Origin of the sequence: Micromonospora sp. NPDC048868, from assembly GCF_043198195.1 — a bacterium.
Classification (GTDB): Bacteria; Actinomycetota; Actinomycetes; order Mycobacteriales; family Micromonosporaceae; genus Micromonospora; species Micromonospora reichwaldensis.
Genome location: NZ_JBICUN010000002.1, coordinates 12785 through 35860 on the forward strand (window position 1 = coordinate 12785; position 23076 = coordinate 35860).

Below are 23076 nucleotides of genomic sequence, written 5' to 3' on the forward strand. Positions count from 1 at the left end.
GCGGGGGGGGGGGGGGGGGCGGGGGGGGGGGGGGGGGCCCCCCCGCCCGGGGGGGGGGGGGTTTGGGGTGGCCCCCCCCCCCGCGGGCGCCCCGCCCCCGCCCCCCCCCGGGGGGGGGGGCCCCCGGGGCCGCCCGTTGATGGCTGGCCCTGGCCTATTGTGCGGCCAGACCGTTGCGTCGGATCACCTCGGCGTACCACCTGGCGCTGGACTTGGGGATGCGGACCTGGGTGTCGTAGTCGACGTGGACCATCCCGAACCGCTTGGTGTAGCCCCAGGCCCACTCGAAATTATCCATCAGCGACCAGGCGAAGTACCCGCGCAGGGGCACCCCGGCCTCGATCGCCTCGTGCGCGGCCCGCAGGTGGGCGTCGAAGTACGCCAGCCGGTCGGCGTCGTCGACCTGCCCGTCGACCACCTCGTCCACGAAGGCGGAGCCGTTCTCGGTGACGTAGAGCGGCAGGTCCGTGTACTCCTCGTGCACCCGGCGCAGCGTCTCCACCAGGCCGGGGGCGTCGATCTCCCAGTTCATGTCGGTCACCGGGACCCCCCGGGTGACGAACCGGACGTCCTCGCTGCCCGGCCAGCACGACGGCGCCCGCCAGTACGGCTCCGGCTCGGCGTCGGGGTCCGGCGCGGCCACGACGTGGCGGCTGTAGTAGTTGACGCCGACCACGTCCAGCGGGGTGGAGATGGTCGCCAGGTCCCCGTCGCGCACGTGCCCGAAGTCGGTGACCTTGGCGAGGTCGGCCATCAGGTCCGCCGGGTAGGACCCGCGCAGCAGCGGGTCCAGGAAGAAGCGGTTGGCCAGCCCGTCGATGCGCCGCGCGGCGTCGACGTCGGCGGGCGCCTCGCTGGCCGGGGTGACCGGGTAGAGGTTGACCGTCACCCCGACCTCGGCGGTCGGCCGGGCCGCGCGCAGCGCCTGCACCGCGAGGCCGTGGCCGAGCATCAGGTGGTGTCCGGCCCGTACGGCGTCCGCGCCGTCCGAGCGGCCCGGCGCGTGCACCCCGGAGCCGTAGCCGAGGAACGCCGAGCACCACGGCTCGTTCAGCGTGGTCCAGTAGCGCACCCGGTCGCCGAGCGCGTCGGCGACCAGCGTGGCGTAGTCGGCGAACCGCGCGGCGGTGTCCCGGGCCGGCCAGCCGCCGACGTCCTCCAGCGGCTGCGGCAGGTCCCAGTGGTAGAGGGTCAGCCACGGCTCGATCCCGTGCCCCAGCAGTTCGTCGACGAGCCGCCGGTAGAAGTCGAGCCCCTCGGCGTTGGCCGGGCCGGTGCCGCCCGGCTGTACCCGCGGCCAGGAGACCGAGAACCGGTACGACTTCAGCCCCAGCTCGGCCATCAGCGCGACGTCGGAGCCCAGCCGGTGGTAGTGGTCGCAGGCCACGTCACCGGTGTGCCCCTCGACGACCCGCCCCGGGGTGTGGCTGAAGGTGTCCCAGATCGACGGGGTCCGGCCGCCCTCGGCCGCCGCGCCCTCGATCTGGTACGCGGCGGTGGCCGCGCCCCAGAGGAAGCCGGGCGGGAAGGTCAGCGGCGGACGGTCCTCGACGACACCGACGGCGGGTGGGCTGGCGGGGTTGCTCACGACTTGACGGCACCTTCCATGATGCCGCCCACGATCTGGCGGCCGAACACGATGAACACGATCACCAACGGTAGAGTGCCGACCGCCGTGGCGGCGAACACCTGCGAGTAGTCGGTGTAGTAGGCGTACGACAGGAAGGCCAGCGAGACCTGGAGCGTCGGGTTCTCGGAGGTGAGCACCGCGTACGGCCACAGGAACGAGTTCCAGGTCTCCATGAACGTCAGCAGGCCGAGCACGGCGGCGGCCGGCCGCAGCGCGGGCAGCACGATGCTCCAGTAGATGCGGAAGGTGCTCGCCCCGTCCACCCGGCCCGCCTCGATCAGCTCGTCGGAGATGGCCTGGGTGGCGTACTGCCGCATCATGAACACGCCGAACGCGCTGACCAGGAACGGCACGGTCACCGCGTAGAGGGTGTCGAACCAGTTGAGGTCCTGGATCATGCCCCAGAGCGGGATGAGGCCGAGCTGCGTCGGGATCATCATGGTGACGATGATCGTCAGCAGCAGGGCGTTGCGGCCCCGGAAACGCAGCTTGGCGAAGGCGAAGCCGGCCAGCGAGCCGGTGATCACCACGGAGACCGTCACGATGCCGGAGACGATCACCGAGTTGAGCAGGCCGGTGAGGAAGTTCGCCGCGTCGTTGTCGAGCACGCGGCCGAAGTTGTCGCCGAACGACCCGGCCGGCGTGACCGGCGGCGGGACGTCGTTGATCGAGTCCAGGCTGCGGGTGGCGATGACCACCATGTAGTAGAACGGGTAGATCGAGAACAGCGTCGCCAGGACGAGCGCGACGTAGGTCAGCGGGCTGGTGCGCCACAGGCGCCGGGATGCCGAGTTCATCTGGGCGTTCCTCACTTCACCGTGCGGCGGACGAGCAGGAAGTTGATCCCCGATACGAGGGCGATCATCAGGAACATCGCCCAGGCGACCGCGGCGCCGTAGCCGGCGGTGTTGAGGTTCTCGATGCCCAGCTCGTACATGTACATGGCCAGGGTCTGGAACTCGCGCTGGTCGCCGCCGATGATGTTGCCGTTGGCGAAGACGAGCGGCTCGGTGAAGAGCTGGAGCCCGCCGATCGTGGAGAGGATCACCACGAAGACGAAGGTCGGGGTGAGCATCGGCAGGGTGATCCGCCAGAACTGCTTCCACTGGCTGGCGCCGTCGAGCGCCGCCGCCTCGTACAGGTCGCGCGGGATGGCCTGCATGCCCGCGAGCAGGATCAGGGTGTTGTAGCCGGTCCACCGCCAGTTGACCATGGAGGCGATGGCGGTCCAGGAGCTCCAGCGCTCGGCGTCCCAGTCGACCGCGTCGATCCCGACGAAGCTCAGCAGCCAGTTGATGACGCCGAAGTCGCGCTGGAAGAGCATGCCGAAGACGATCGCCACGGCGGCCACCGAGACCACGTTCGGCATGAAGATCGCCATCCGGAACAGCGTGCGCGCGCGCAGGAAGGTGCGGTTGAGCAGGTTCGCCAGGAACAGGGCGAGCAGCAGCTGCGGGATGGTCGACAGCAGGAAGATGCCGAAGGTGTTGAGCGTGGCGTTCCAGAAGTACTCGTCCTTGACCAGGGCGACGTAGTTGTCGAACCCGATGAAGCTGTGCTCGCCGATCAGGTTCCAGTCGTGCAGGGACATCCAGGCGGTCCGCAGCATCGGGTAGAGCCCGAAGATGCCGAAGACCACGAAGAACGGCGCGATGTAGAGGTACGGCGAGTACTTGAGGTCCAGCCGGGTCAGCGAGTGCGACCGGGACCGGCGCCGCGCGGGCGGGCGGGGTGGCGGTGCGGCGGGAGACGGCGGCGCCGTCGTGGCCGAGAGGCTCATGCGGGGTCCTTTCCCGGCGTCGGCACGGGCGCGCGCCGACGCCCAGGCGCTCTTACGCGAAAACGGGACGGCGCCGATGGCGTCCGGGGCGGAACGGGGACGGCGCCGGTGGCGTCCGGGTGCGTGGACCCGGACGCCACCTGGCGACGAGGTGGGTCAGAAGGCGCCCTGCGTCTTGGCGTCCTTCGCGAACTGCTCCCAGGCCTTGTCCTTCGTGGCCTGTCCCTGTTCGTACGAGCGCAGCGCCGGCTCGAACGCGTTCTCCTTCACCGCCTGGTGCTTCGGGCCGAGGTGCAGCGGCTGGATCTTGGCGACGCTCTCACCGAAGATCTTGCCGGTCGGCGCGTTGTTGAAGTACTCGTTGGTGTAGGCGAGGAACTCCTGGTTCTTCAGCGCCTCCAGGTTGGTCGGCAGCGGGCCCTTGAGCTTGAACGCCGCCACCTGGCTCTGCGCGTTGGTCAGGTACTCGGCGAGCTTCGCCGCCTCCTTGGGGTACTTGCTCTGGGTCGGCACGCCGAGCCAGGAGCCACCCCAGTTGCCGGCGCCGCCGGGCACCGGGGCGACGTCCCACTTGCCCTTGTTCTGCGGGCCGGAGTTGTCCGCGACGATCCCGAGCATCCACGACGGGCAGAAGGTCGCCGCGAAGGTGCCCTGCTTGAAGCCGGCCGACCACTCCGGCGACCAGGTGGCCGTCTCGGCGGTGATGTTGGCGTCGGCCATCGCGACCGCGGTGTCCCAGGAGGTCTTCACCGCCGCGCTCTTGTCCGCGACGACGTTGTCGTCCTTGTCGTAGAACAGGTCGCCGCCCTGCTGGAACATCACCGCGCTGGCGGCGGTGGTGACCGAGTCGAGCAGGCCCTTGCCGGTGGCGGTGCGGTACTTCTTGCCGGTCTCGATGAAGGCGTTCCAGTCCGGCCAGAGGGCCGCGACCTGGTCCCGCTCGACCGGCAGCTTGGCCGCCTGGAAGAGGTCCCGGCGGTAGCAGACGGCGAGGCTGCCGACGTCGGTCGGCAGGCCGATCAGCCGGCCGTCGGGCGCCTTGCCCAGCTCCCACTTCCAGGGCAGGTAGTCCTTGCTGTGGTCGGAGACCAGCGGAGCGAGGTCGGCCCAGTTGGCCGGGTTGGCCTTGAACTCGTTGAGGATGCCCTCTTCCAGGGCGACCACGTCGGCCGCGCCCTTGCCGGTGGCGAGCGCCCGCACGATCTTCGGCCGGTACTCGTTGAGCTGGGCGGTCTTGCGCAGCTCGACCTTGATGCCGGTGTCCTTCTCGTACTGCTTGATGATCTCGTCGTAACCGAACTCGCCGAACGTGTCGACGACCAGCTTGGCGGGCTTCTCGCCGGCCGCCGGCGCGTCGTCGTCCTTGCCGCAGGCCGCGAGACCGCCGATGGCGGTTATCGCGGCCAGGGCGGCAGCCGCCATGCGGGTACGCCGCGTGGTGAGGCTCATCGGAGACCCCTCTTTCGGTGGTGAGGCTGACTGGGTGTGGTGGGGGGTGCCGTACGCGCCGTCGGCACCGGTCGGGGCCGGCGGTCGACGTCCGGAGCGGGGCGCGGGTGAGTCGTGCCACGTTCGCGGGAGCGCTCCCATGAGATTGCCGGCGGGTGTCGGAGGTGTCAATAGGCCTATGGGAGCGTTCCCAGATCGTTACCGCGTGTGCGTACGACCCGACTGCCGCACGTCGCGGGCCGACCCGCCGGGCGGCGCCACCTGCGCACCCGCCCCGTTGAAACGGTTCAGCACGTCCGGGCGCGGACGGAGGACACGCTGAGCGGCCCGTCGCGCACCCTGAGTCCGGCCGGCACGCGCCGCAGCCGAGGCGGCCGGAACACGTCTCAGCCGAGGCGGCCGGAATGCGTCTCAGCCGAAGCGGTTCAGCGGCGGCGGCAGGGCCGCGCGGCGAGGGCGGCGCAGGGGTTCAGCGGCGGGGCTGTTCAGCAGAAGCGGCGCAGCAGGGTGCCGGCCCGGCCCGCGTCGAAGGCGACCGGGTCGAACCGGTCGCCCACCCGGTCCCGTGCCTCCCGGTGCCCGGGGTGAGCCGGATCCGCCAGCGCGGCCAGCAGCGCGTGGTAGCCGGCCGGGCCGCCGACGTCCTCGGGCGGGCACGCCCGCTCGCCGTCCAGGCAGGACGGGTACCGCTCGTCCGGATCGGCCGTGCAGGCGTCCTCCACCACCAGGTCGTGCTCCCACCAGTCGCCGAAGTCGTACGTGTAGTGGAAGCGACTGCCCTTGCCGAGCACCGCGTCGAGGCGGACGTCCAACTCGTCGCGCAGGGCCAGCTCGCCGTCCGGATCGGGCGCGCCGTACTGGCGGCCCTCGATCTCGAACGAGTGCAGATGGCAGTCCCGCCAGCCCATGGCGTGCTGCACCACCCGGTGCAGCCGGTCGAGGGTGTAGCCGCCCGGGACGAGCACCCTGCGCCAGACGGGCGGCCGGACCCCGGCCAGGGAAATCTTCAGCTGGAAGATCTGACGCGGCATGCTGTCCCATCCTTCCTCGGCATAGGCTGCGGGCATGATCTGCCGAGCGTGCCGGGCCAGGCGGCACGACGACTGTCCGGGGCGGAACTGGTGCGACTGCCAGCACCGTACCCCCCGACCCACCCCTCCGGTCACCGGTCCGGCCGGCGAATGAACGTCGGAATCCCGATTTCGGCGCTCTGGCCGCAGGCGTCGGCGCGACCGCTGGACGACGCCGCGCTCACCGCGCTCTACGGCCGCTCCGGCCGCCCCCACCTGCGGATGAACTTCGTGACCAGCGTGGACGGCGGTGTCTCCGTCGACGGCTACTCCGCCGGGCTCTCCGGCGAGGCGGACAAGCGCGTCTTCGGGCTGCTGCGCATGCTCTGCGACGCCCTGCTCGTGGCCGCCGGCACGCTGCGGCACGAGGGCTACCGGGCGGTACGCCTCAACGAGCGGCGCCGGGCGTGGCGCCGCGAGCACGGGCTCGCCGAGTATCCGACGCTGGTCGTCGTCTCCGGCTCGCTCGACCTCGACCCGGCGCAGGCCGCGTTCGCCGACGCGCCGGTGCGGCCCGTGGTGCTCACCCGGGCCGACGCCGTGGCACCGCCCGGCCTGACCGGGGTCGCCGACGTGGTGCGCTGCGGCGACGACCGGGTCGACCTCGCGGCGGGCCTGGCCGCGCTGCGCCGCCGCGGCCTCGGCCAGGTGCTCTGCGAGGGCGGCCCGCAGCTGTTCGGCGCGCTCACCGCCGCCGACCTCGTGGACGAGGTCTGCCTCACCGTCGCCCCGCTGCTGGCCGGGGCGGGCCCGGGGCGGATCACCGCCGGCGACGCCAGCGACGTACGCCACCTGCCGCTGCGCCACGTGCTCGCCGCCGCCGACGGGATGCTCATGCTCCGCTACGCCCGCGACCGACCGTGACCGGGCGGGCACCCTGCGGTTGACGGGCGCCGATGGCGGGGTGGCGTCCGCCGCGTCGCGTGGCAACGTGTCGTACTCCTCGGGCAGGATGCAGGGCGTGTGCCCCGACCGCGACGACCAGCCGACCGGAGTTGCCCGATGACTGACGACGGGTTCGACGGCCCGGGCGAGGTGGTCGGCCGGGTGCTGGGCACCGCCGATGCCACCCCCCTGCAGTTCTGGACCGCGGTCTCCCCCGACAGCTACCTCCAGCTCGACGACGTCGTGGTGACCCGGCGGGAGCTGCCCGACCGCGAGCCGGTGACGATCGCCGGGGTGGTCACCCAGGTCCGCGCCCGGCACGAGGGCGCCCAGTTCGACTCCGACGTCTTCGCCATCGCCGACGGCACGCTGCCCGCGCAGGTGCAGGAGGCCGCCGAGATCACCACGACCCGCGTCGACCCGGAGCTCTACGTGCCGCCGTCGCCCGGTGCGGTGGTGCACCGCGCCGAGGGCGACGCCCGGGCCCGGGCGCTGCACTTCGACCGGATGGAGCGGCGCATCCCGATGGGCATGGGCCGCGACGGGGTGCCGGTCTACCTCAACGCCGACTTCCTCGACGGCAGCCGGGGCGCGCACGTGTCGATCTCCGGCATCTCCGGGGTCGCCACGAAGACGAGCTTCGCCACCTTCCTGCTCTACTCGGTCTTCCGCTCCGGCGTGCTCGGCGGCGACGCCGTCAACGCCAAGGCGCTCATCTTCAACGTCAAGGGCGAGGACCTGCTCTTCCTCGACCATCCCAACACCCGGCTGGACGACCCCACCCGCGCCGCGTACGCGAAGCTCGGCCTGGCGGCCGGCGCGTTCCCGGACGTGCGGGTCTACGCCCCGCCCCGGGTGGGCGACTCCTCCGGCACGCCCGACGTGAGCAGCCGCCTCACCGGGGTGGACAGCTTCTACTGGACGCTGAGCGAGTTCTGCGCCGACCGCCTGCTGCCCTACGTGTTCGCCGACGCCGACGACGAACGCCAGCAATACACGATGGTGGTGCACTCGGTCACCGCCCACCTGGCCCGGCACGCGCAGCCCGCCGACGGCGGCATCAGCATCGACGGGGTGCGGCTCGGCTCGTACGCCGACCTGGTCGACCACGTCGTCGAGCAGCTCAACGACGACGAGACCCGCTCCGACTGGGCGGGCAGCGCCGTCGGGCTGGGCACGGTCAACGCGTTCGCCCGGCGGTTGATCGGCAGCAAGAAGGACCTGTCCCGGCTGATCCGGGGCGACCTGGCCACCCGCCGCCCGCACTCGATCAACACCGCCGAGAGCGCCCAGGTCACCGTGGTGGACCTGCACAACCTCCCGGACCGCGCGCAGCGGTTCGTGGTCGGCGTGACGCTCAAGAGCGAGTTCGAGCGCAAGGAGAAGGCCGGCACCGCCAAGCCGCTGCTCTTCGTGGTGCTCGACGAGCTCAACAAGTACGCCCCCCGTGAGGGCTCCTCCCCCATCAAGGAGGTGCTGCTCGACATCGCCGAGCGGGGCCGCTCGCTCGGGGTGATCCTGGTCGGCGCCCAGCAGACGGCGAGCGAGGTGGAGCGGCGGATCGTCACCAACTCGGCGATCCGGGTCGTGGGCCGGCTCGACCCGGCCGAGGCGTCCCGCCCGGAGTACGGCTTCCTGCCGCCCGCCCAACGCCAACGCGCGCTGCTGGCCAAGCCGGGCACGATGTTCGTCAACCAGCCCGACATCCCGGTGCCGCTCTGCCTGGAGTTCCCGTTCCCGGCCTGGGCCACCCGGGTCTCCGAGGCCGGCCGCGCCCCGTCCGAGACGCTCCGGTCGATCACCCAGTCCGTCGACCCGTTCGCCGTCGTCGGCTCCGGTGGCGGCACCTCCGACGACGACATCCCCTTCTAGGGGAGACACCGGTGAGCGCGAGGAGTGAGCTTGCGAGCCCCGCAGTCGCGAACGAAAGGCTGGCACCGGTGAGCGCGAGGAGTGAGCGAGCGCAGCGAGTGAGCCCCGCAGTCGCGAACGAAAGGTCGGCACCGTGAAGATCCTGCACACCTCCGACTGGCACGTCGGCAAGGTCCTCAAGGGGCAGTCGCGGGCCGAGGAGCACAAGCGGGTCCTGGCCGGCGTGATCGACGTCGCCCGCGCCGAGTCACCCGACCTGGTCATCGTCGCCGGTGACCTCTACGACACCGCCGCCCCGACGCCCGAGGCCACCCGGCTGGTCACCCGGGCCCTGACCGCGCTGCGCCGCACCGGCGCCGACGTGGTGGCCATCGGCGGAAACCACGACAACGGCCAGGCCCTCGACGCACTGCGACCGTGGGCCGAGGCCGCCGGGATCACCCTGCGCGGCGGGGTCCGGGACAACCCCGACGAGCACGTCATCGACGGCACCACCGCCGGCGGGGAGCGCTGGCGGCTGGCCGCGCTGCCGTTCCTCTCCCAGCGCTACGCCATCCGCGCCGTGGAGATGTACGAGCTGACCGCCGCCGAGACCACCCAGACGTACGCCGACCACCTGGGCCGGGTGCTGGGCCGGCTGACCGAGAGCTTCACCGAGCCGGACCGGGTGCACCTGGTCACCGCCCACCTGACCGTGGTGGGCGCGACCACGGGCGGCGGGGAGCGCGACGCGCACACCGTGCTGGGCTACGCGGTGCCGGCGACCGTGTTCCCGGGCACGGCGCACTACGTGGCGCTGGGCCACCTGCACCGCTCGCAGCGGGTGCAGGGCCCCTGCCCGATCCGCTACAGCGGCAGCCCGCTGGCGGTCGACTTCGGCGAGCAGGAGAACGTGCCGTCGGTGACCGTCGTCGAGGTCACCGCGACCACGGCGGCGCAGGTACGCGAGGTGCCCGTGACCGCCGCCACCACGCTGCGGACGGTCCGGGGCACGCTGGCCCAGCTCGCCGAGATGCAGGTGCCGGACGCCTGGCTGCGCGTGTACGTCCGGGAGCAGCCGCGCGCCGGGCTGCGCGAGGAGGTGCAGGAGCTGCTCCCGCAGGCCCTGGAGATCCGGATCGACCCGGAGCTGCTGCCCGCCCCGGGCAGCGGCACCCGGGTGGCGCAGCGGGCGGGCCGTTCGCCCCGGCAACTCTTCGCCGACTACCTCGACAGCCGGGGGCACACCGACGACGGGGTGCGGGAGCTCTTCGACGAGCTCTTCGAGGAGGTCGAGCACTGATGCGGCCGATGCGGCTGGACATGGCGGGCTTCACCGTCTTCCGCGACGAGACCACTATCGACTTCACCGACGCCGACTTCTTCGCGCTGGTGGGGCCGACCGGCTCCGGCAAGTCGACGGTGCTGGACGCCATCTGCTTCGCCCTCTACGGCACGGTGCCCCGCTGGGGTGGGACCCGAGGGCTGGGCAACGCCCTGGCGCCGTCGGCCACGGAGGCGCGGGTGCGGTTGGTCTTCGAGTCCGCCGGTTCCCGCTACGTGGCGACCCGGGTGGTCCGCCGGGACGGCCGGGGCAACGTCAAGACGGCCAACGCCGGGTTGCAGCTGATGCCGGCCGGTTTCGACGTGACCAAGCTCGACACCGGGCTGAGCCCCGACGACCTCGGCGAGGTGGTGGCCGGCACCCCCGCCGAGATGGAGCAGGCGGTGCTGGAGGCGGTCGGGCTGCCGTATGAGCAGTTCACCAGCTGCGTGGTGCTGCCGCAGGGGCAGTTCGCGGACTTCCTGCACGCCAAGCCGGCCACCCGGCAGCAGATCCTGGTCAACCTGCTCGGCCTCGGGGTCTACGAGGACGTGCAGAAGCGGGCGACCGCACGGGCCGCGCAGGCCGAGGCGAAGCTGGAGGCGGTCGACCAGGCCCTCGCCGGGCTCACCGGCGTCGACGACGCCGCGCTGGAGGCGGCGACCGGGCAGGTCGACCGGATGCGGGAGCTGGCCGGGTCGGTGGCGGGCGCCGTACCGGAGCTGGAGGCCGCCCGGGCGACGGCGCGGGAGGCGGGTGCGGCCCTGGCGGCCCTCGACGCCGACCTGGCGGTGCTGGCCGCCGTGCGCGCGCCGGACGGGGTGGCGGAGGTGACCCGGGCGGTCGCGGCGGCGCGGGCCGGCGCGGACGAGGCGGCGACGGCCGTGTCGCTGGCCGAGGAGCGGGAGGAGAAGCTGCGCGGCGAGCTGGCCGCCGCCGGTGACGAGAGCGCGCTGCGGCTGCTGCTGCGGGCGTACACCGATCGGGAGAAGCTGGCCGGCGAGGCGGAGGCGGTCCGCGCGGCGGTGACCGGGGCGCAGGCCGAGCACGGCGCGGCGGTGGCGGCGCTGGCCGAGGCGCGGGCGGCGGCCGAGCGGGCCGAGGCGGAGCTGGAGGCGGCCTTCCGCGCCCACGAGGAGGCGAAGGCGACCGACCAGGCGGTGGCGCTGCGCGCGCACCTGCGCGCCGGGGCCGCCTGCCCGGTCTGCGAGCAGACCGTCGCGTCGGTGCCGGCGGTGCCGGCCGACTCGGCGGTGGCCGCCGCGACGGCGGCGGGACGGGCGGCGCGGGCCGCCAGCAAGGCCGCCCAGTCCGTGGTGCAGGAGCGCGACGGCGCGGCCCGGGAGCTGGAGCGGGTGCTGCTGCGCGCGCGGGCCCGGCAGGACCAGGTGCAGGCCCGGCTGGCCGAGCTGGACGACCAGCTGGCCGGGGCGGCCGAGCCGGCGGTGCTGCGCCGCGAGCTGGACGACCACGCGCGGCTGCGCCGGGCGCTGGAGGAGTCGGCGGCGGCGGTGCGGGGCGGCCGGGACGCCGCCCGGCGGGCCCGGGCGGCCGTGGACGCCGCCGAGGAGCGGCTGCGGGCGACCTGGCGGGCTTTCGACGCGACCCGCGACGGGCTGGCCCGGTTCGGGCCGCCGACGGCGGACCGGGAGGACCTGGGCGCCGCGTGGGCCGCCCTGACCGGATGGGCCGGCGACGAGTCGGGGCGCCGCCGCGCGGAGCGGGCCGGGCGGGCCGCCGCGGTGGCGCAGGCCGAGGCGGTGGCCGCCGGCGTCGGCGAGCGCATCGCGGGTTTCCTCGCCGCCGCCGGGTTGCCGCCCACCGACGATCCGCTACGCGCCACCGACCGCGCCCTGGAACGGGCCGAGGCCGACCTGCGCGAGCTGGAGCGGCGCCGGGAGCAGGCGGGTGACCTGCGCGAGCAGCGGGCCGGCTACGAGCGCGAGGCGCAGGTGGCGCGGGCCCTCGCGGGGCACCTGCGGGCCAACAACTTCGAGCGGTGGCTGCTCGCCGAGGCGTTGGACCTGCTTGTCGACGGCGCCTCGGGCATCCTGCGGGAGCTTTCCGGCGGGCAGTACGACCTGGTGCACGACAAGGGCGAGTTCTTCGTGGTCGACCACCACGACGCGGGGCTGCGCCGGGGAGTACGCACCCTGTCGGGCGGCGAGACCTTCCAGGCGTCGCTGGCGCTGGCGCTGGCGTTGTCGGAGCAGCTCGCCGGATTGTCCACGACGGCGGCGAGCCTGGAGTCGATCGTGCTGGACGAGGGCTTCGGCACGCTCGACGCGGCCACCCTCGACACCGTGGCCGCCACACTGGAGAGCCTGGCCGCCCGGGGCGACCGGATGGTCGGGGTGGTCACCCACGTGCCGGCCCTGGCCGAACGCATCCCGGTCCGCTTCGAGGTCCGCAAGGACGCCCGGTCGGCGCGCGTCGAGCGGACCGGCCGGTGAGCGGGGCCCCGGCGCGCGCGACGGGAGGTCCGCTGCGGTGACCGATCCCCGGTTCTTCGTCGACGCGTGGGATCCGGCGTACGGCGCCTCGTTCGAGGCGGCGGGCGGCGGCGGTCCCGCGGCGCCGAGCAGCGCCCAGGTCGACGCGGACGCCGAGCTACCGGCGGTCGACTGGCGGGCGATCGGGCCGCGTCCCGGCGTACGGGCCCCCGACGTGGTGCTGCTCGTCGACGGGGTGCGCCGGATCGACGCGAGCGTGTGGACGGCGGAGGACGACGGGGCGTCCTTCCCCGGCCTGGCCGCCTCGTACGCCGCCGGGGTGGTCCGGTGCGACCTGGAGCGCGGCGCGGCGCAGCTGGCCGGCGCGCGGGTCGGCCGAGGGCTGTTCACGGCCAGTCCCTCGGCGGTGGACGTGGTGGCCGGCAGCGTCCGCTACCCGGTGCACCGGGTCGGCGGCACGGGCGAGCTGAACAAGCTCCCGGCCGCCGTGCAGGGGCCGCTGACCGCGCTCGAGGTGGAGGTCTCGGGGGCGGCCCGCACCGACGGCGACCTGCTGGTGGTCGACGGCCCGCTGCGCAACCGGCGACAGCTGCCGCGCACGGTCGGCTACATCAAGACCCAGCACAGCCAGTACCTGGACGCCCGGCTGACCGCCGTGGTGACTCAGCTGGCGGCCGGTGAGCGTTCCCCGGTGTTCAAGCTCGGCACGGCCTGGGGCGGCTGGTCGTGGTATCTGCGGCTGCCGGTGGCCCTCGGCGCGCCGTGGGCGGGCATCGTCCGGATGGAGTGCTCCGCCGAGCTGAGCGTCGACGAGGCGGTGGGGCTTGCGGACCTGTCGCTGGTCACGCTGCCCCGCTTCGCCTCCACCCCCTACAAGGACCCGCGCGCGCCGCAGAACCTGATCCCGATCGCCGGCCTGGAGCGCCGGCTGCGGGCGCTGCTCGGCGACGCGCGGCTGCTGCACCGGGTGCTGACCGCCGCCGCCCGGGGACGGCGCTGATGGGACGCAAGCGGGCGGCCGACACCGTGGCCGCGCGGGTGGACACCGGCCAGGCCGAGCTGGTGCCCGATCCGGACCGGCCGGGATCGTGGACCCTGCTGATGGATGGCGCCCCGCAGTCGCACGTGGACCTGGCCGACCCCACGCACCTGGAGTTCGAGTACGTCCGGCGGCTCGCCGCCGCGATCGACCTGGTCGCGCCGGCCGGCGCGCCGCTGCGGGTGCTGCACCTCGGCGGCGGCGCGCTGACCCTGCCCCGCTACGTGTCGGCCACCCGGCCCGGCTCCACCCAGCGGGTGGTCGAGGTGGACGGCGCGCTGGTGGAGCTGGTCCGCCAGGCCCTGCCGTGGCAGCCGGATCCCCGGCTCAAGGTGCGGGTGGCCGACGCCCGCGCGGTGCTCGCCGCCAGCCGGGACGCCAGCTACGACGTCGTGGTGGCCGACGTCTTCGCCGGTGCCCGCACCCCGGCCCACCTGACCTCGGTGGAGTACGCCGCCGAGGTGGCCCGGGTGCTGCGGCCCACCGGCTTCCACCTGGCGAACGTCGCCGACGGCCCGCCGCTGCGCCACGCCCGGGCGCAGGTCGCCACCCTCCGGTCGGTGCTGCCCCGGGCCTGCCTCGTCGGCGACGCGGCGGTGCTGCGCGGGCGGCGCTACGGCAACCTGGTGCTGGTGGCCGGCCGGGTCGAGCCGCCGGTGCCGGAGCTGACCCGGCGCGCCGCCGGGGACTGGTTCCCCGGGCGAGTGCTGGCCGGCGGGGAACTCGACCGCTTCGCGGGCGGGGCGCCGGTCGTCCGCGACGCCGACGCCACCGACTCGACCCCGCCGCCACCCGGGATCTTCTCCGTGCGCCGCTGAGCGGAGTCCGCGGGTGCGGGAGCGGAATCTTTTCCGTGGGCCGTTGATCCGTTCGCGTGGGCGCTGCGTACCAACGGGCGGCCGTGCCCGTGGGAGGCGGCCGATGTCATCGGACACCCGGAGGTCTGCATGCACGCGGTGGCGGCCGGCTGGCACGGCGACAGGGCGCGACCGGACTGGATGTCCGCGCGGTCCCAGCCCCGGCCGGACGCGGCGGCACGCGGGGTCGACGCCCGCCAGGCGCCTCGCCAGAATGGGCCGGTGACGCCGAAATCCGCCCCGGGGCGCCACCAGGCGGCACCGTCCACCGAGGCGGGTCACTCGGATCGCCTGATCCGGCTGCTCTACGCCGAGCACGCCGGGCCGCTGCTGGCGTTCGTCATGCGGCTCACCGGCGGCGACCGGCAGCGGGCGGAGGACATCGTCCAGGAGACGCTGCTGCGGGCGTGGCGCAACGCGCACCGGCTGGGCGTGCAGGGGCAGGGCTCGCTGCGGCCGTGGCTGGTCACGGTGGCGCGGCGGATCGCCATCGACGAGCACCGCAGCGTGCAGGCCCGGCCCGCCGAGACGTACGACCGGGACCTCACGGCGTTCGCCGAGGCGGACAGCACCGACCGGGTGCTGCGCACGATGACGGTGGCGGACGCGCTGCGTACGCTGAGCCAGTCGCACCGGGAGATCCTGGTGGCCACGTACTTCCGGGGTCGGACGGTGCCGGAGGCGGCCGAGGAGCTGGGCCTTCCGCTCGGCACCGCCAAGTCGCGGGTCTACTACGCGCTGCGCGCGCTGCGCACGGCTCTGCAGGAACGGGGGGTGACGGAATGAGCCGGGCGGACCACATGGACGTCGCGGCGTACGCGCTCGGCGTGCTGGACGAGCGCGACACGGAACGGTTCGAGGAGCACCTCGCCACCTGCTGGGCGTGCGCCGCCGAGTTGGAGACGATGGTGCCGGTCGTGGGCCTGCTCTCCGACATCGACGGCGAGACGATGGCCGCGCTGGAGCAGACCCGCACCGACCCGGCCCTGCTGGACCGGACGCTGGTCGCGGTCCGGGCCCACCGGCGGCGCAACCGGTTCCGGCAGTTGCTCGCCACGGCGGCGGCGGTGCTGGTCCTCGGTGGGGCGACCGGGCTCGGCTTCGCCCGCATCGCCGGCGACAGTGCCCCCGAGGTGGTGGCCGAGCCGACCGCCACCGCGCAGGTCGCCCCGCCGACGGTCGGCCGCTCCAGCGATCCGAACGACCCGGACATCGGCGGGACGTTGCCGGAGGGCGATCCGGTAAACGTCGTCGACCCGACCACCGGCGTCGAGGCGACCTTCTTCGTCGTGTCGAAGGACTTCGGCACGGGCGTGGACTTCATCCTCGCCAAGCTGCCCGGGCCCCGGACGTGCCGGCTCGTCGTGGTGCGGAGGAACAACAGCACCGAGGTGGTCTCCACCTGGTCGGTGCCCGGCACCGGGTACGGCACCAACGCGCGCCCCGACAAGCTGAGCCTGTCGGCGTCGACGTCGACGCGGCTCGACGACATCAAGCAGTTCCAGGTGCAGTCGGTGGACGCCGGCGGGGTGGCGAGCCCGCTGGTCACGGTGCAGATGTAGCACCCGTCGCGGAATCGGCGCCGGTCGGCCCTCACAACCGGCGTCGATTCCGCGTGCCGTTTCCACGAATGCTGTTGGCGGAAACCGCCCTCGTCGCGGGAAACGGATTTCCGGCCCGTTCGGTTCAACGATTTCCCGTGACATCGACCACGCTTTCGCATTCAACCTTGACAACGCTCTATCCGTATTGACCGGTGAACCGCATCAACGAGGAGGGCACGTGGCACAGATGAAGCGAACCGTCATCGTGGCGAGCGCGATGGTCGCGTTGACGGCCTGCGCTCCCGCCGGTTACGAGGGGGCGAACCCGGGCGCGGCCAACCCGGTCGCCGTGACCGCCGCCGAACCCACCGCGGCGGCCGAGCCCTCGGTCCCGCCGTCCCCGGCCGCCGACGCGCCGCCCGCCGACGCGGACCTGACCGAGGAGCTCAACGGCCGGAAGGTCGCCCGGATGGGCAGCGTGGTCACCGACCAGGACGGGTGGATCCTCTACCGCTTCGACAAGGACACCAACGACCCGCCCTCGTCGAACTGCGTCGACAAGTGCGCCCGGTTGTGGCCCCCGGCGCTGACCGACGGCGACCCGGAGCTCAACGGCGTCTCCGACGACAAGGTCGGCACCGTCACCCGCCAGGACGGCACCCGGCAGATCACCCTCGGCGGCTGGCCGCTCTACCGCTACGTCGGGGACAAGAAGCCCGGCCAGTGGAAGGGCCAGGGCGTCGGGGGCACCTGGTTCGTGGTCGCGCCGGACGGCAAGAAGAACCTGAGTTGCCTGCCGCCGGGCACCCCGAAGCCGGTCGCCCCGCCGTCCGACGACAAGGCCGGACAGGGCGACTCGGACTACTCGTACTGACGTCACGGTCCCGGTGGCCGGTCCCGGCGCGGCCGGTCGCCGCCCCGGGACCGGCGACGGCACCGGGCCGGCGTGCGCCCGGCGGTGTCGCCGGTCACGGGGCGGGGACGTGACAGCATGTGCGGGTGACCGGGACCGAACCCACCGCGCGTCGGGAGCTGCGCCCGCCCGCCGGGTACCGGCTGGCCGCGTCGGTCCGGGCGCTGACCTTCAGCCCGTACGACCCCTGTGCGCGCGTCGCGGCCGGCACGTTCTGGTGGGCCGCCCGCACCCCGGACGGTCCGGCCACCCTCGCCCTGCGGCCGGCCGGCGGCGCCCTGCTCGCCGAGGGCTACGGCCCGGGTGCCGACCGGGTGGTGCAGTGGGCCGACGCGATCGCCGGGCTCCGCGACGACGTGAGCGGGTTCGGGGCGCTCGCCGCCGCCCACCCCGTGGTGGCGCGGCTCGCGGCCCAGCACCGGGGGCTGCGCATGCCCGCCACCGGGCAGGTCTTCCGCCAACTGCTGCGGGCGGTCTTCGAGCAGAAGGTGACCGGCAAGGAGGCCTACCGGGCGTACGCGGCGACGGTGCGGCACTTCGCCGAGGCGGCGCCCGGGCCGATGCAGCCGCTGCTGCTGCCGCCGGAGCCGGCGGCGGTGGCGGCCACCCCGTACTGGGTGTTCCACCCGTTCGGCGTGGAGCAGCGCCGGGCCGAGACGCTGCGCCGCGTGGCGGCCGTCGCCGACCGGCTGGAGCGCTGCGCGGACTCCGCCGAGGCCACCCGCCGGCTCACCGCCGTCGCCGGCATCGGCCCGTGGACCGCCGCCGAGGTGGTGCGCATCGCGTACGGGGACCCGGACGCCGTCAGCGTCGGCGACTTCCACGTGCCGAACACGGTGGCCTGGGCCCTCGCGGGCGAGCCGCGCGGCGACGACGCCCGGATGCTGGCCCTGCTGGAGCCGTTCCGGGGGCATCGGGGGCGGGTCTGCGTGCTGCTGGCGGCCGGGGGCGTCCAGGCGCCGAAGTACGGTCCGCGGATGCCGATCCGCTCCTTCGCCCGGTTCTGACGGGTCCCGCCGCCCGGCCGGCGTCGCGGCGGCGGATGCCACCCGCCGACGGGTGACGACGATGCGGGTCAGGGTCGGGCGCAGAGGCGACGCAGGGTGCGGCCGAGCCACCAGGCGTACGCCCGCTGGAAGGCCCGACCGGCCGGCCCCGCCGCGCGCATGACCCAGCGGTCCGGCCGGCTGAACGCGACCACCTCGAACCAGACGCGGCCGGCGGCGTCGCGGCTGACCACGAACGCCTCCTCGCCGCGCGCCGGGTGCCCGGGCAGCGTGCCGTACCCGAAGCCGGCCCGCCGCCCGTCGTCGACGGCCCAGACCACCTCGCAGGGCGCGGCCAGCCGCAGCGGGCCGACGCCCAGCCCGGAGACCACCCGGACCCCGGGCGCGGCGCGCTCGGCGGCGGCGTCGATCCGGATGCCGGCCGCCCGGTGCAGGCGCCAGCCGAGCACGGCGTCCCCGGCCGTCGGGAAGCAGGAGTCGGGCAGCCGGACCCGGTGCCGCACGTGCCGCCAGCCGGCCGGCAGCTCGCCGGTCTCGGTGGCGCCGACGTGCGGATAGGTCAGTGCCGGCACGGCGCACCCCCACGGCTCGACGGGACACCGCCAGCGTACGGGCGGCGCGGGCGACCCGCCCGACGGCCTGTGGTTGGCTGTCGGAGTGATCATCGAGCCGCGCATCGCCCCCGCCGACCTCACGGACGCCGGCGAGATCCTCACCGTGCAGCGCGCCGCGTACGTCACCGAGGCACAGCGCTACGCCGACCCGTTCCTGCCCCCGCTGACCGAGACCCTGGACGAGGTGCGGGCCGCGCTGGCGGGCCCGGCGACGGTGCTCACCGCCCGGCTCGGCGACCGGCTGGTCGGTTCCGTACGGGCGCACGTCGACGGCGACACCGCGCACATCGGCCGGCTCTCCGTGGCCCCGGACCAGCACGGCCGGGGCGTCGGCGGGCGGCTGCTGCGCGCGGTGGAGACGGCCTGCGCCGCCCGGGTGCGCCGCTTCGCGCTCTTCACGGGCGCGGACACCGAGCAGAACCTGCGGTTCTACCACCGGCACGGCTACCAGGTGGTCGGGCACCGCCCGGACGCGAACGGCATCCGGCTCGCCCAACTGGAGAAGGCGGTCAGTCCCGCTCGCAGCGACGCCTGAGCCCGTCGGCCTCCATCCGCAGGTAGCGGCGCATCAGGTCGCCGTAGAGCCAGCCGACGGGCCCGGCGAGCGGCCCGGACTGCGTGATGGCCAGCTCGACGCGGCTGCGCCCGTCGGGCAGCGGCAGCACCCGGTGCTCGCCGAGCGTGCGCACCCCCGGGCTGCCCGAGACCCAGGAGAACGACCGGCCCTCGGTCAGCTCGGTGACCCGCCACACCGCCGGCCGCAGCTTCGGCTGCACGAGCCGGGCGGTGGCGCCCACCGCGAGCGGTCCCGCCTCTCCCCGATGCGCCCGCCGCACCGAGGGCGTCCACTCCGGCCACCGCTCGACGTCGACCAGCACCGCCCAGACCCGTCCCGCCTCGGCGGCCACCTCCGTACCGGCCTCGAACCGCATCGCGTCCCCTCCCCGTTGTCGACGCCCGGCGGCGCCGCTGCCAGTCTCGACGACGCCGCGTGCGGGATCGTGACGAGGCGCCCGCCGGCCGGGTCCGCGTCCGCCGGCGCGGGGGTGCCGGGTCGCCGGGTCGCCGGGCGTCCGCCGGGCTCGGCCGCCGCCGGGTCAGGCGGCCTCGCGCAGGTCGGCCAGCCCGAGGGGGGTACGCCGGCGCAGCAGGTCCTCCAGCTCCGCCACCGAGCCGGCCTCGCCGAGCACGTCCTTGCCCCCGCCGAACTGGCGGGGATAGCGGCGCACCAGCCGGTACCGGTAGCGGCCCCGGATCAGCTCGACACTGACCCGCCACCGCCCGCAGCACCCGCAGACCCACTCCGACACCCCGCGAAGATAGCTCTGACCTGCGCTTTCATGATTCGCCCGGTGCGGTACGAGCGGCGCGCGGCCGGACACGCCGCCCGCCGCGCGGACGTGATCTGCCTCACGACTGTCGGTGCGGTCTGGTTGACTGGTCGCCGTGAAGCTGCCGATCAGTCCGCCGGTCGAGCCGATGCTGGCCAAGAGCGTCCCGCGGGTCCCCACCGCGCCGGGGATGACCTACGAGCCGAAGTGGGACGGCTTCCGGTGCATCGTGTTCCGCGACGGCGACGAGGTGGAGCTGTCCAGCCGGGGCGGCAAGTCGATGACGCGCTACTTCCCCGAGGTGGTCGAGCAGGCCCGCCGCCAGCTGCCCGAGCGGTGCGCGGTCGACGGCGAGCTGATCGTGATCCGGCGCGACGGGCCGGGCGGGCAGCCCCGGCTGGACTTCGAGCTGCTGGCCCAGCGCGTCCACCCGGCCGCGTCCCGGGTGAGGATGCTGGCCGAGACGACTCCGGCCGACTTCGTCGCCTTCGACCTGCTCGCGCTCGACGACGAGACGCTGCTCGACGAGCCCTATCCGCGGCGCCGGGCCCGGCTGGAGTCGGCGCTGGCCGGGGTCCGGCCGCCGGTGCACGTCACGCAGGTCACCACCGACGTCGACACCGCCCACCGCTGGTTCGACGTCTTCGAGGGCGCCGGCCTGGACGGCCTGATCGCCAAGCCGGCCGACCTGCCCTACGAGCCGGGCAAGCGGCTCATGTTCAAGGTCAAGCACGCCCGCACGGCCGACGTGGTGGTGGCCGGCTTCCGCTGGCACAAGTCCGGCCCGGTGGTCGGCTCGCTCCTGCTCGGCCTCCACGACGACGACGGGGTCCTGCACCACGTCGGGGTGAGCGCGTCGTTCACGATGGCCCGCCGCGCGGAGCTGCTGGAGGAGCTGGAGCCCTACCGTGACGTCGGCGCCGACCACCCATGGGTGCACGGCGACCACGAGCGCGGCCAGCGCCTCCCCGGCGGGGTGAGCCGCTGGACGGGCGCCCGCAACCTCGAGTGGGAGCCGCTGCGCCCCGAGCTGGTGGTCGAGGTCGGCTACGACGCCATGGAGGGCGACCGGTTCCGGCACACCGCCCGGTTCGTCCGCTGGCGGCCCGACCGCGAACCGCAATCCTGCCGCTACGACCAGCTCGACCGGCCCGTACGGTTCGATGTGGACCAGGTGCTGCGCGGCGATCCCACGGTGACCGTGGGGTCCGCCGCCGGTCCGGCGTAGCCTGGCCGTCGACCCGATCACGGAGGCTCGCTCGTGACCCGCACCCCCGACCGGATCCGCCGGTTCCGGCTCACCCTCGCCGGGCTGGCCGCCGCCGCGCTGGTCGCCGCAGGCTGCACCCTGCCGGCGATCGCGCCCCGGACGGAGGCCGGCGGCGAGGCCGCCGCCCCCGGCACGGCGCCCACCTGGCGGGCCTGCCCGGAGGTGGCCGAGGAGCTGGTCGGGCGCGGCGCGCCGGGCATGCGCTACGAGTGCGCGCGGATCAAGGTGCCGCGCGACTGGGGCACGGGCGCAGGTGGCGGGGCGAGCGCCGGCCCGGGCGCCGGGCAGACCTTCGAGATCGCGCTGCTGCGGGCCCGGTCGACCAAGCAGCGCGACCGGATCGGCTCGCTGGTGATCAACCCGGGCGGGCCCGGCGGCTCCGGCGTGGACACCGCCGTCTACCTCTCCTTCGGCCCGAGCTTCGGCGGCCTGCCCGCCTCGATCACCCAGCGGTTCGACATCGTCGGCTTCGACCCACGCGGGGTGTCCCGCTCCAGCCCGGTCAAGTGCATCCCCGACGCCGAGCTGGACGCCAGCTTCGGCTACGACCCCGACCCGGCGAGCCAGGAGTCGTTCGACGGCTTCGTCGCGCTCAGCCAGAAGATCGGGCGCGGCTGCGGCGACCGCTACGGCGACCAGCTGCCGCTCTACGGCACCGAGCAGGCCGCCCGGGACATGGACGCGGTCCGCGCCGCCGTCGGCGACGACAAGCTGACCTACCTCGGCTACTCCTACGGCACCCTGCTCGGGGCCACCTACGCCCAGCTCTACCCGCAGCGGGTGCGGGCGCTGGTCCTCGACGGCGCGGTCGACCCACGACAGGGCCTGATCGCCGGCTCGGAGGGCCAGGCCAAGGGCTTCGAGCGGGCCTTCGGCAACTTCACCACGTGGTGCGCGGCCAACGCCGGGCGCTGCCCGATCGCCCCGGACGCCCGGGCCGCGGTCACCTCGGCGATCGACAAGGCGCGGGTGTCCCCGGCACGCGGTGACGACGGCCGGGAGGCCACCGCGGGCTGGGTCTTCTACGCGATCATCTCGTCGCTCTACACCGAGTCGGGGTGGCAGGAGCTGGCCGTCGCCATCGACAAGCTGGAGGGCGGCGACCCGGGCGACGTGTTCCGCCTCGCCGACGCGTACGCCGACCGGGACGCCGACGGGCACTACTCGAACATGTTCGACGCCAACCTGGCGGTCAACTGCGCCGACGAGGAGGAGAAGCCGAGTCGGGAGCGGATCCGGCAACTCCAGTCGCAGTGGCGGGCGAAGTACCCGCTGTTCGGGCCGGCCCTGGCCGTCGGCCTGCTCTCCTGCGCCGAGTGGCCCGGCGGTCGCGACCCGTACCCGACGGGCCGGGCCGACGGGGCGCCGCCGATCCTGGTGGTGGGCACCACCGGCGACCCCGCGACGCCCTACGAGCAGACCCCGGCGCTGGCCGCGATGCTGGGCGTGGGCCGGGTGCTCACCTGGGAGGGCGAGGGGCACACCGCGTACCCGCAGACCTCCTGCATCACCGAGGCGGTCGACGCCTACCTGATCGACCTGACCGTGCCCAGGGAGGGGCTGCGCTGCCCGGCCCGCTGACCGGCCGCTCCGGCGGCAGGTCGGGCAGGTCGATGCCCTGCCGGGCGGCCATCTCCTCCAGCAGCGCCCGCATCCGGCGCACGTCGGCCTTGAGCTGCTCCTGCTCCTCGTGCTCGAAGGCGTCGTCGTCGACGATGAGCTGGCTGGCGAAGTGCGCCGTGATCAACGGGATGACCAGCAGCACCATTGTCGAGATGAGCAGCGCGGCGAGGGTGCGGCCCTGCCAGCTCACCGGGGAGATGTCGCCGTAGCCGACGGTGGACGCCGTCACCACCGCCCACCAGACGGCGTCCGCCGGGCTGCGGTTCTCCACGTGGCCGTAGATCACGCCGGCCACCACGATCATCAACAGGTACGAGATGATCAACGTACGGGGCGAGTTGGCGAACCAGACCAGCCCCCGGTAGATCAGCCGGAACGGCAGCAGCAGGGCGTCCATGGACAGTCATGTTGCCCGGCCCGGGCAAGCGCCGCCCGC

Annotated in this window: 22 protein-coding genes; 13 read left to right on the forward strand and 9 right to left on the reverse strand. The window is 74.3% G+C overall.

All coding sequences use genetic code 11. From position 1 onward, the window contains the following. Positions 1-154: 154 nt before the first annotated feature. From ACGFNF_RS02995 to ACGFNF_RS03015, 5 genes are all read right to left on the reverse strand, one after another. Positions 155-1588: a GH1 family beta-glucosidase gene (locus ACGFNF_RS02995; RefSeq protein WP_393165367.1), complete on the reverse strand. Its 1434-nt coding sequence runs from the start codon at positions 1586-1588 to the stop codon at positions 155-157. Continuing rightward, a complete protein-coding gene (locus ACGFNF_RS03000) occupies positions 1585-2427 on the reverse strand; it encodes a carbohydrate ABC transporter permease (protein WP_311411503.1) in 843 nt (280 codons plus the stop codon). Before ACGFNF_RS03000 ends, ACGFNF_RS02995 begins: the two co-directional genes overlap by 4 nt. 11 nt (positions 2428-2438) lie before the next feature. Beyond that, positions 2439-3410: a sugar ABC transporter permease gene (locus ACGFNF_RS03005; RefSeq protein WP_311411504.1), complete on the reverse strand. Its 972-nt coding sequence runs from the start codon at positions 3408-3410 to the stop codon at positions 2439-2441. A gap of 156 nt (positions 3411-3566) precedes the next feature. After that, complete coding sequence (locus tag ACGFNF_RS03010; protein WP_311411505.1) at positions 3567-4859, reverse strand: extracellular solute-binding protein; 1293 nt, start codon at positions 4857-4859, stop codon at positions 3567-3569. Positions 4860-5344: 485 nt separating this feature from the next. Then, positions 5345-5890 (reverse strand): plasmid pRiA4b ORF-3 family protein, encoded by a 546-nt coding sequence (locus tag ACGFNF_RS03015; protein WP_393165370.1) that lies wholly within the window; start codon positions 5888-5890, stop codon positions 5345-5347. A gap of 150 nt (positions 5891-6040) precedes the next feature. Between ACGFNF_RS03015 and ACGFNF_RS03020 the strand changes: the two genes are divergently transcribed. The 10 genes from ACGFNF_RS03020 to ACGFNF_RS03065 all read left to right on the forward strand — a co-directional run bounded on the left by ACGFNF_RS03020 (position 6041) and on the right by ACGFNF_RS03065 (position 17802). After that, positions 6041-6793, forward strand: coding sequence for a pyrimidine reductase family protein (locus tag ACGFNF_RS03020; RefSeq protein ID WP_393165372.1), 753 nt, complete (start codon positions 6041-6043; stop codon positions 6791-6793). 138 nt (positions 6794-6931) lie between these two features. Continuing rightward, the gene (locus tag ACGFNF_RS03025; protein WP_327030916.1) at positions 6932-8686 is read left to right on the forward strand and encodes an ATP-binding protein; all 1755 of its coding nucleotides are present in this window, start codon (positions 6932-6934) and stop codon (positions 8684-8686) included. A 133-nt stretch (positions 8687-8819) separates the two neighbouring features. Further along, positions 8820-9968, forward strand: a complete 1149-nt coding sequence (locus tag ACGFNF_RS03030; RefSeq protein ID WP_357580561.1) for an exonuclease SbcCD subunit D — start codon at positions 8820-8822, stop codon at positions 9966-9968. After that, complete coding sequence (locus ACGFNF_RS03035) at positions 9968-12442, forward strand: AAA family ATPase (protein ID WP_393165375.1); 2475 nt, start codon at positions 9968-9970, stop codon at positions 12440-12442. Before ACGFNF_RS03030 ends, ACGFNF_RS03035 begins: the two co-directional genes overlap by 1 nt. A gap of 37 nt (positions 12443-12479) precedes the next feature. Beyond that, positions 12480-13442: a hypothetical protein gene (locus ACGFNF_RS03040; RefSeq protein ID WP_393165377.1), complete on the forward strand. Its 963-nt coding sequence runs from the start codon at positions 12480-12482 to the stop codon at positions 13440-13442. Next, positions 13442-14299 carry a spermidine synthase gene (locus ACGFNF_RS03045; RefSeq protein ID WP_393165379.1) on the forward strand — a complete coding sequence of 286 codons (858 nt, stop codon included), beginning with the start codon at positions 13442-13444 and terminating at the stop codon, positions 14297-14299. The genes ACGFNF_RS03040 and ACGFNF_RS03045 overlap by 1 nt, the downstream gene beginning before the upstream one ends. 129 nt (positions 14300-14428) lie before the next feature. After that, positions 14429-15124 carry a sigma-70 family RNA polymerase sigma factor gene (locus tag ACGFNF_RS03050; protein WP_393165381.1) on the forward strand — a complete coding sequence of 232 codons (696 nt, stop codon included), beginning with the start codon at positions 14429-14431 and terminating at the stop codon, positions 15122-15124. Further along, a complete protein-coding gene (locus ACGFNF_RS03055) occupies positions 15121-15900 on the forward strand; it encodes a zf-HC2 domain-containing protein (RefSeq protein WP_357580565.1) in 780 nt (259 codons plus the stop codon). The genes ACGFNF_RS03050 and ACGFNF_RS03055 overlap by 4 nt, the downstream gene beginning before the upstream one ends. A 220-nt stretch (positions 15901-16120) precedes the next feature. Further along, a complete protein-coding gene (locus tag ACGFNF_RS03060) occupies positions 16121-16756 on the forward strand; it encodes a hypothetical protein (RefSeq protein WP_393165383.1) in 636 nt (211 codons plus the stop codon). A 125-nt stretch (positions 16757-16881) separates the two neighbouring features. Continuing rightward, the gene (locus ACGFNF_RS03065) at positions 16882-17802 is read left to right on the forward strand and encodes a DNA-3-methyladenine glycosylase 2 family protein (RefSeq protein WP_357580567.1); all 921 of its coding nucleotides are present in this window, start codon (positions 16882-16884) and stop codon (positions 17800-17802) included. Positions 17803-17870: 68 nt separating this feature from the next. Here ACGFNF_RS03065 and ACGFNF_RS03070 read toward each other — a convergent pair whose 3' ends face one another. Further along, positions 17871-18374, reverse strand: coding sequence for a DUF1990 family protein (locus tag ACGFNF_RS03070; RefSeq protein WP_393165385.1), 504 nt, complete (start codon positions 18372-18374; stop codon positions 17871-17873). 85 nt (positions 18375-18459) lie between these two features. On the opposite strand from ACGFNF_RS03070, the gene ACGFNF_RS03075 reads away from it, so the two are divergent. Then, the gene (locus ACGFNF_RS03075) at positions 18460-18951 is read left to right on the forward strand and encodes a GNAT family N-acetyltransferase (protein WP_393165387.1); all 492 of its coding nucleotides are present in this window, start codon (positions 18460-18462) and stop codon (positions 18949-18951) included. Here the strand turns inward: ACGFNF_RS03075 and ACGFNF_RS03080 are convergent. After that, entirely contained in the window at positions 18926-19348 is a 423-nt protein-coding gene (locus ACGFNF_RS03080; protein WP_393165389.1) for an SRPBCC family protein, read from the reverse strand. The two genes, ACGFNF_RS03075 and ACGFNF_RS03080, sit on opposite strands and share 26 nt — an antisense overlap. 165 nt (positions 19349-19513) lie before the next feature. After that, a complete protein-coding gene (locus ACGFNF_RS03085) occupies positions 19514-19726 on the reverse strand; it encodes a hypothetical protein (protein WP_357578785.1) in 213 nt (70 codons plus the stop codon). 136 nt (positions 19727-19862) lie between these two features. Between ACGFNF_RS03085 and ACGFNF_RS03090 the strand changes: the two genes are divergently transcribed. After that, positions 19863-20975, forward strand: coding sequence for an ATP-dependent DNA ligase (locus tag ACGFNF_RS03090; protein ID WP_393165391.1), 1113 nt, complete (start codon positions 19863-19865; stop codon positions 20973-20975). A 33-nt stretch (positions 20976-21008) separates the two neighbouring features. Further along, positions 21009-22598, forward strand: a complete 1590-nt coding sequence (locus ACGFNF_RS03095) for an alpha/beta hydrolase (RefSeq protein WP_393165393.1) — start codon at positions 21009-21011, stop codon at positions 22596-22598. Here ACGFNF_RS03095 and ACGFNF_RS03100 read toward each other — a convergent pair. Beyond that, the gene (locus ACGFNF_RS03100) at positions 22525-23037 is read right to left on the reverse strand and encodes a potassium channel family protein (RefSeq protein ID WP_393165395.1); all 513 of its coding nucleotides are present in this window, start codon (positions 23035-23037) and stop codon (positions 22525-22527) included. The two genes, ACGFNF_RS03095 and ACGFNF_RS03100, sit on opposite strands and share 74 nt — an antisense overlap. Positions 23038-23076 lie beyond the last annotated feature (39 nt).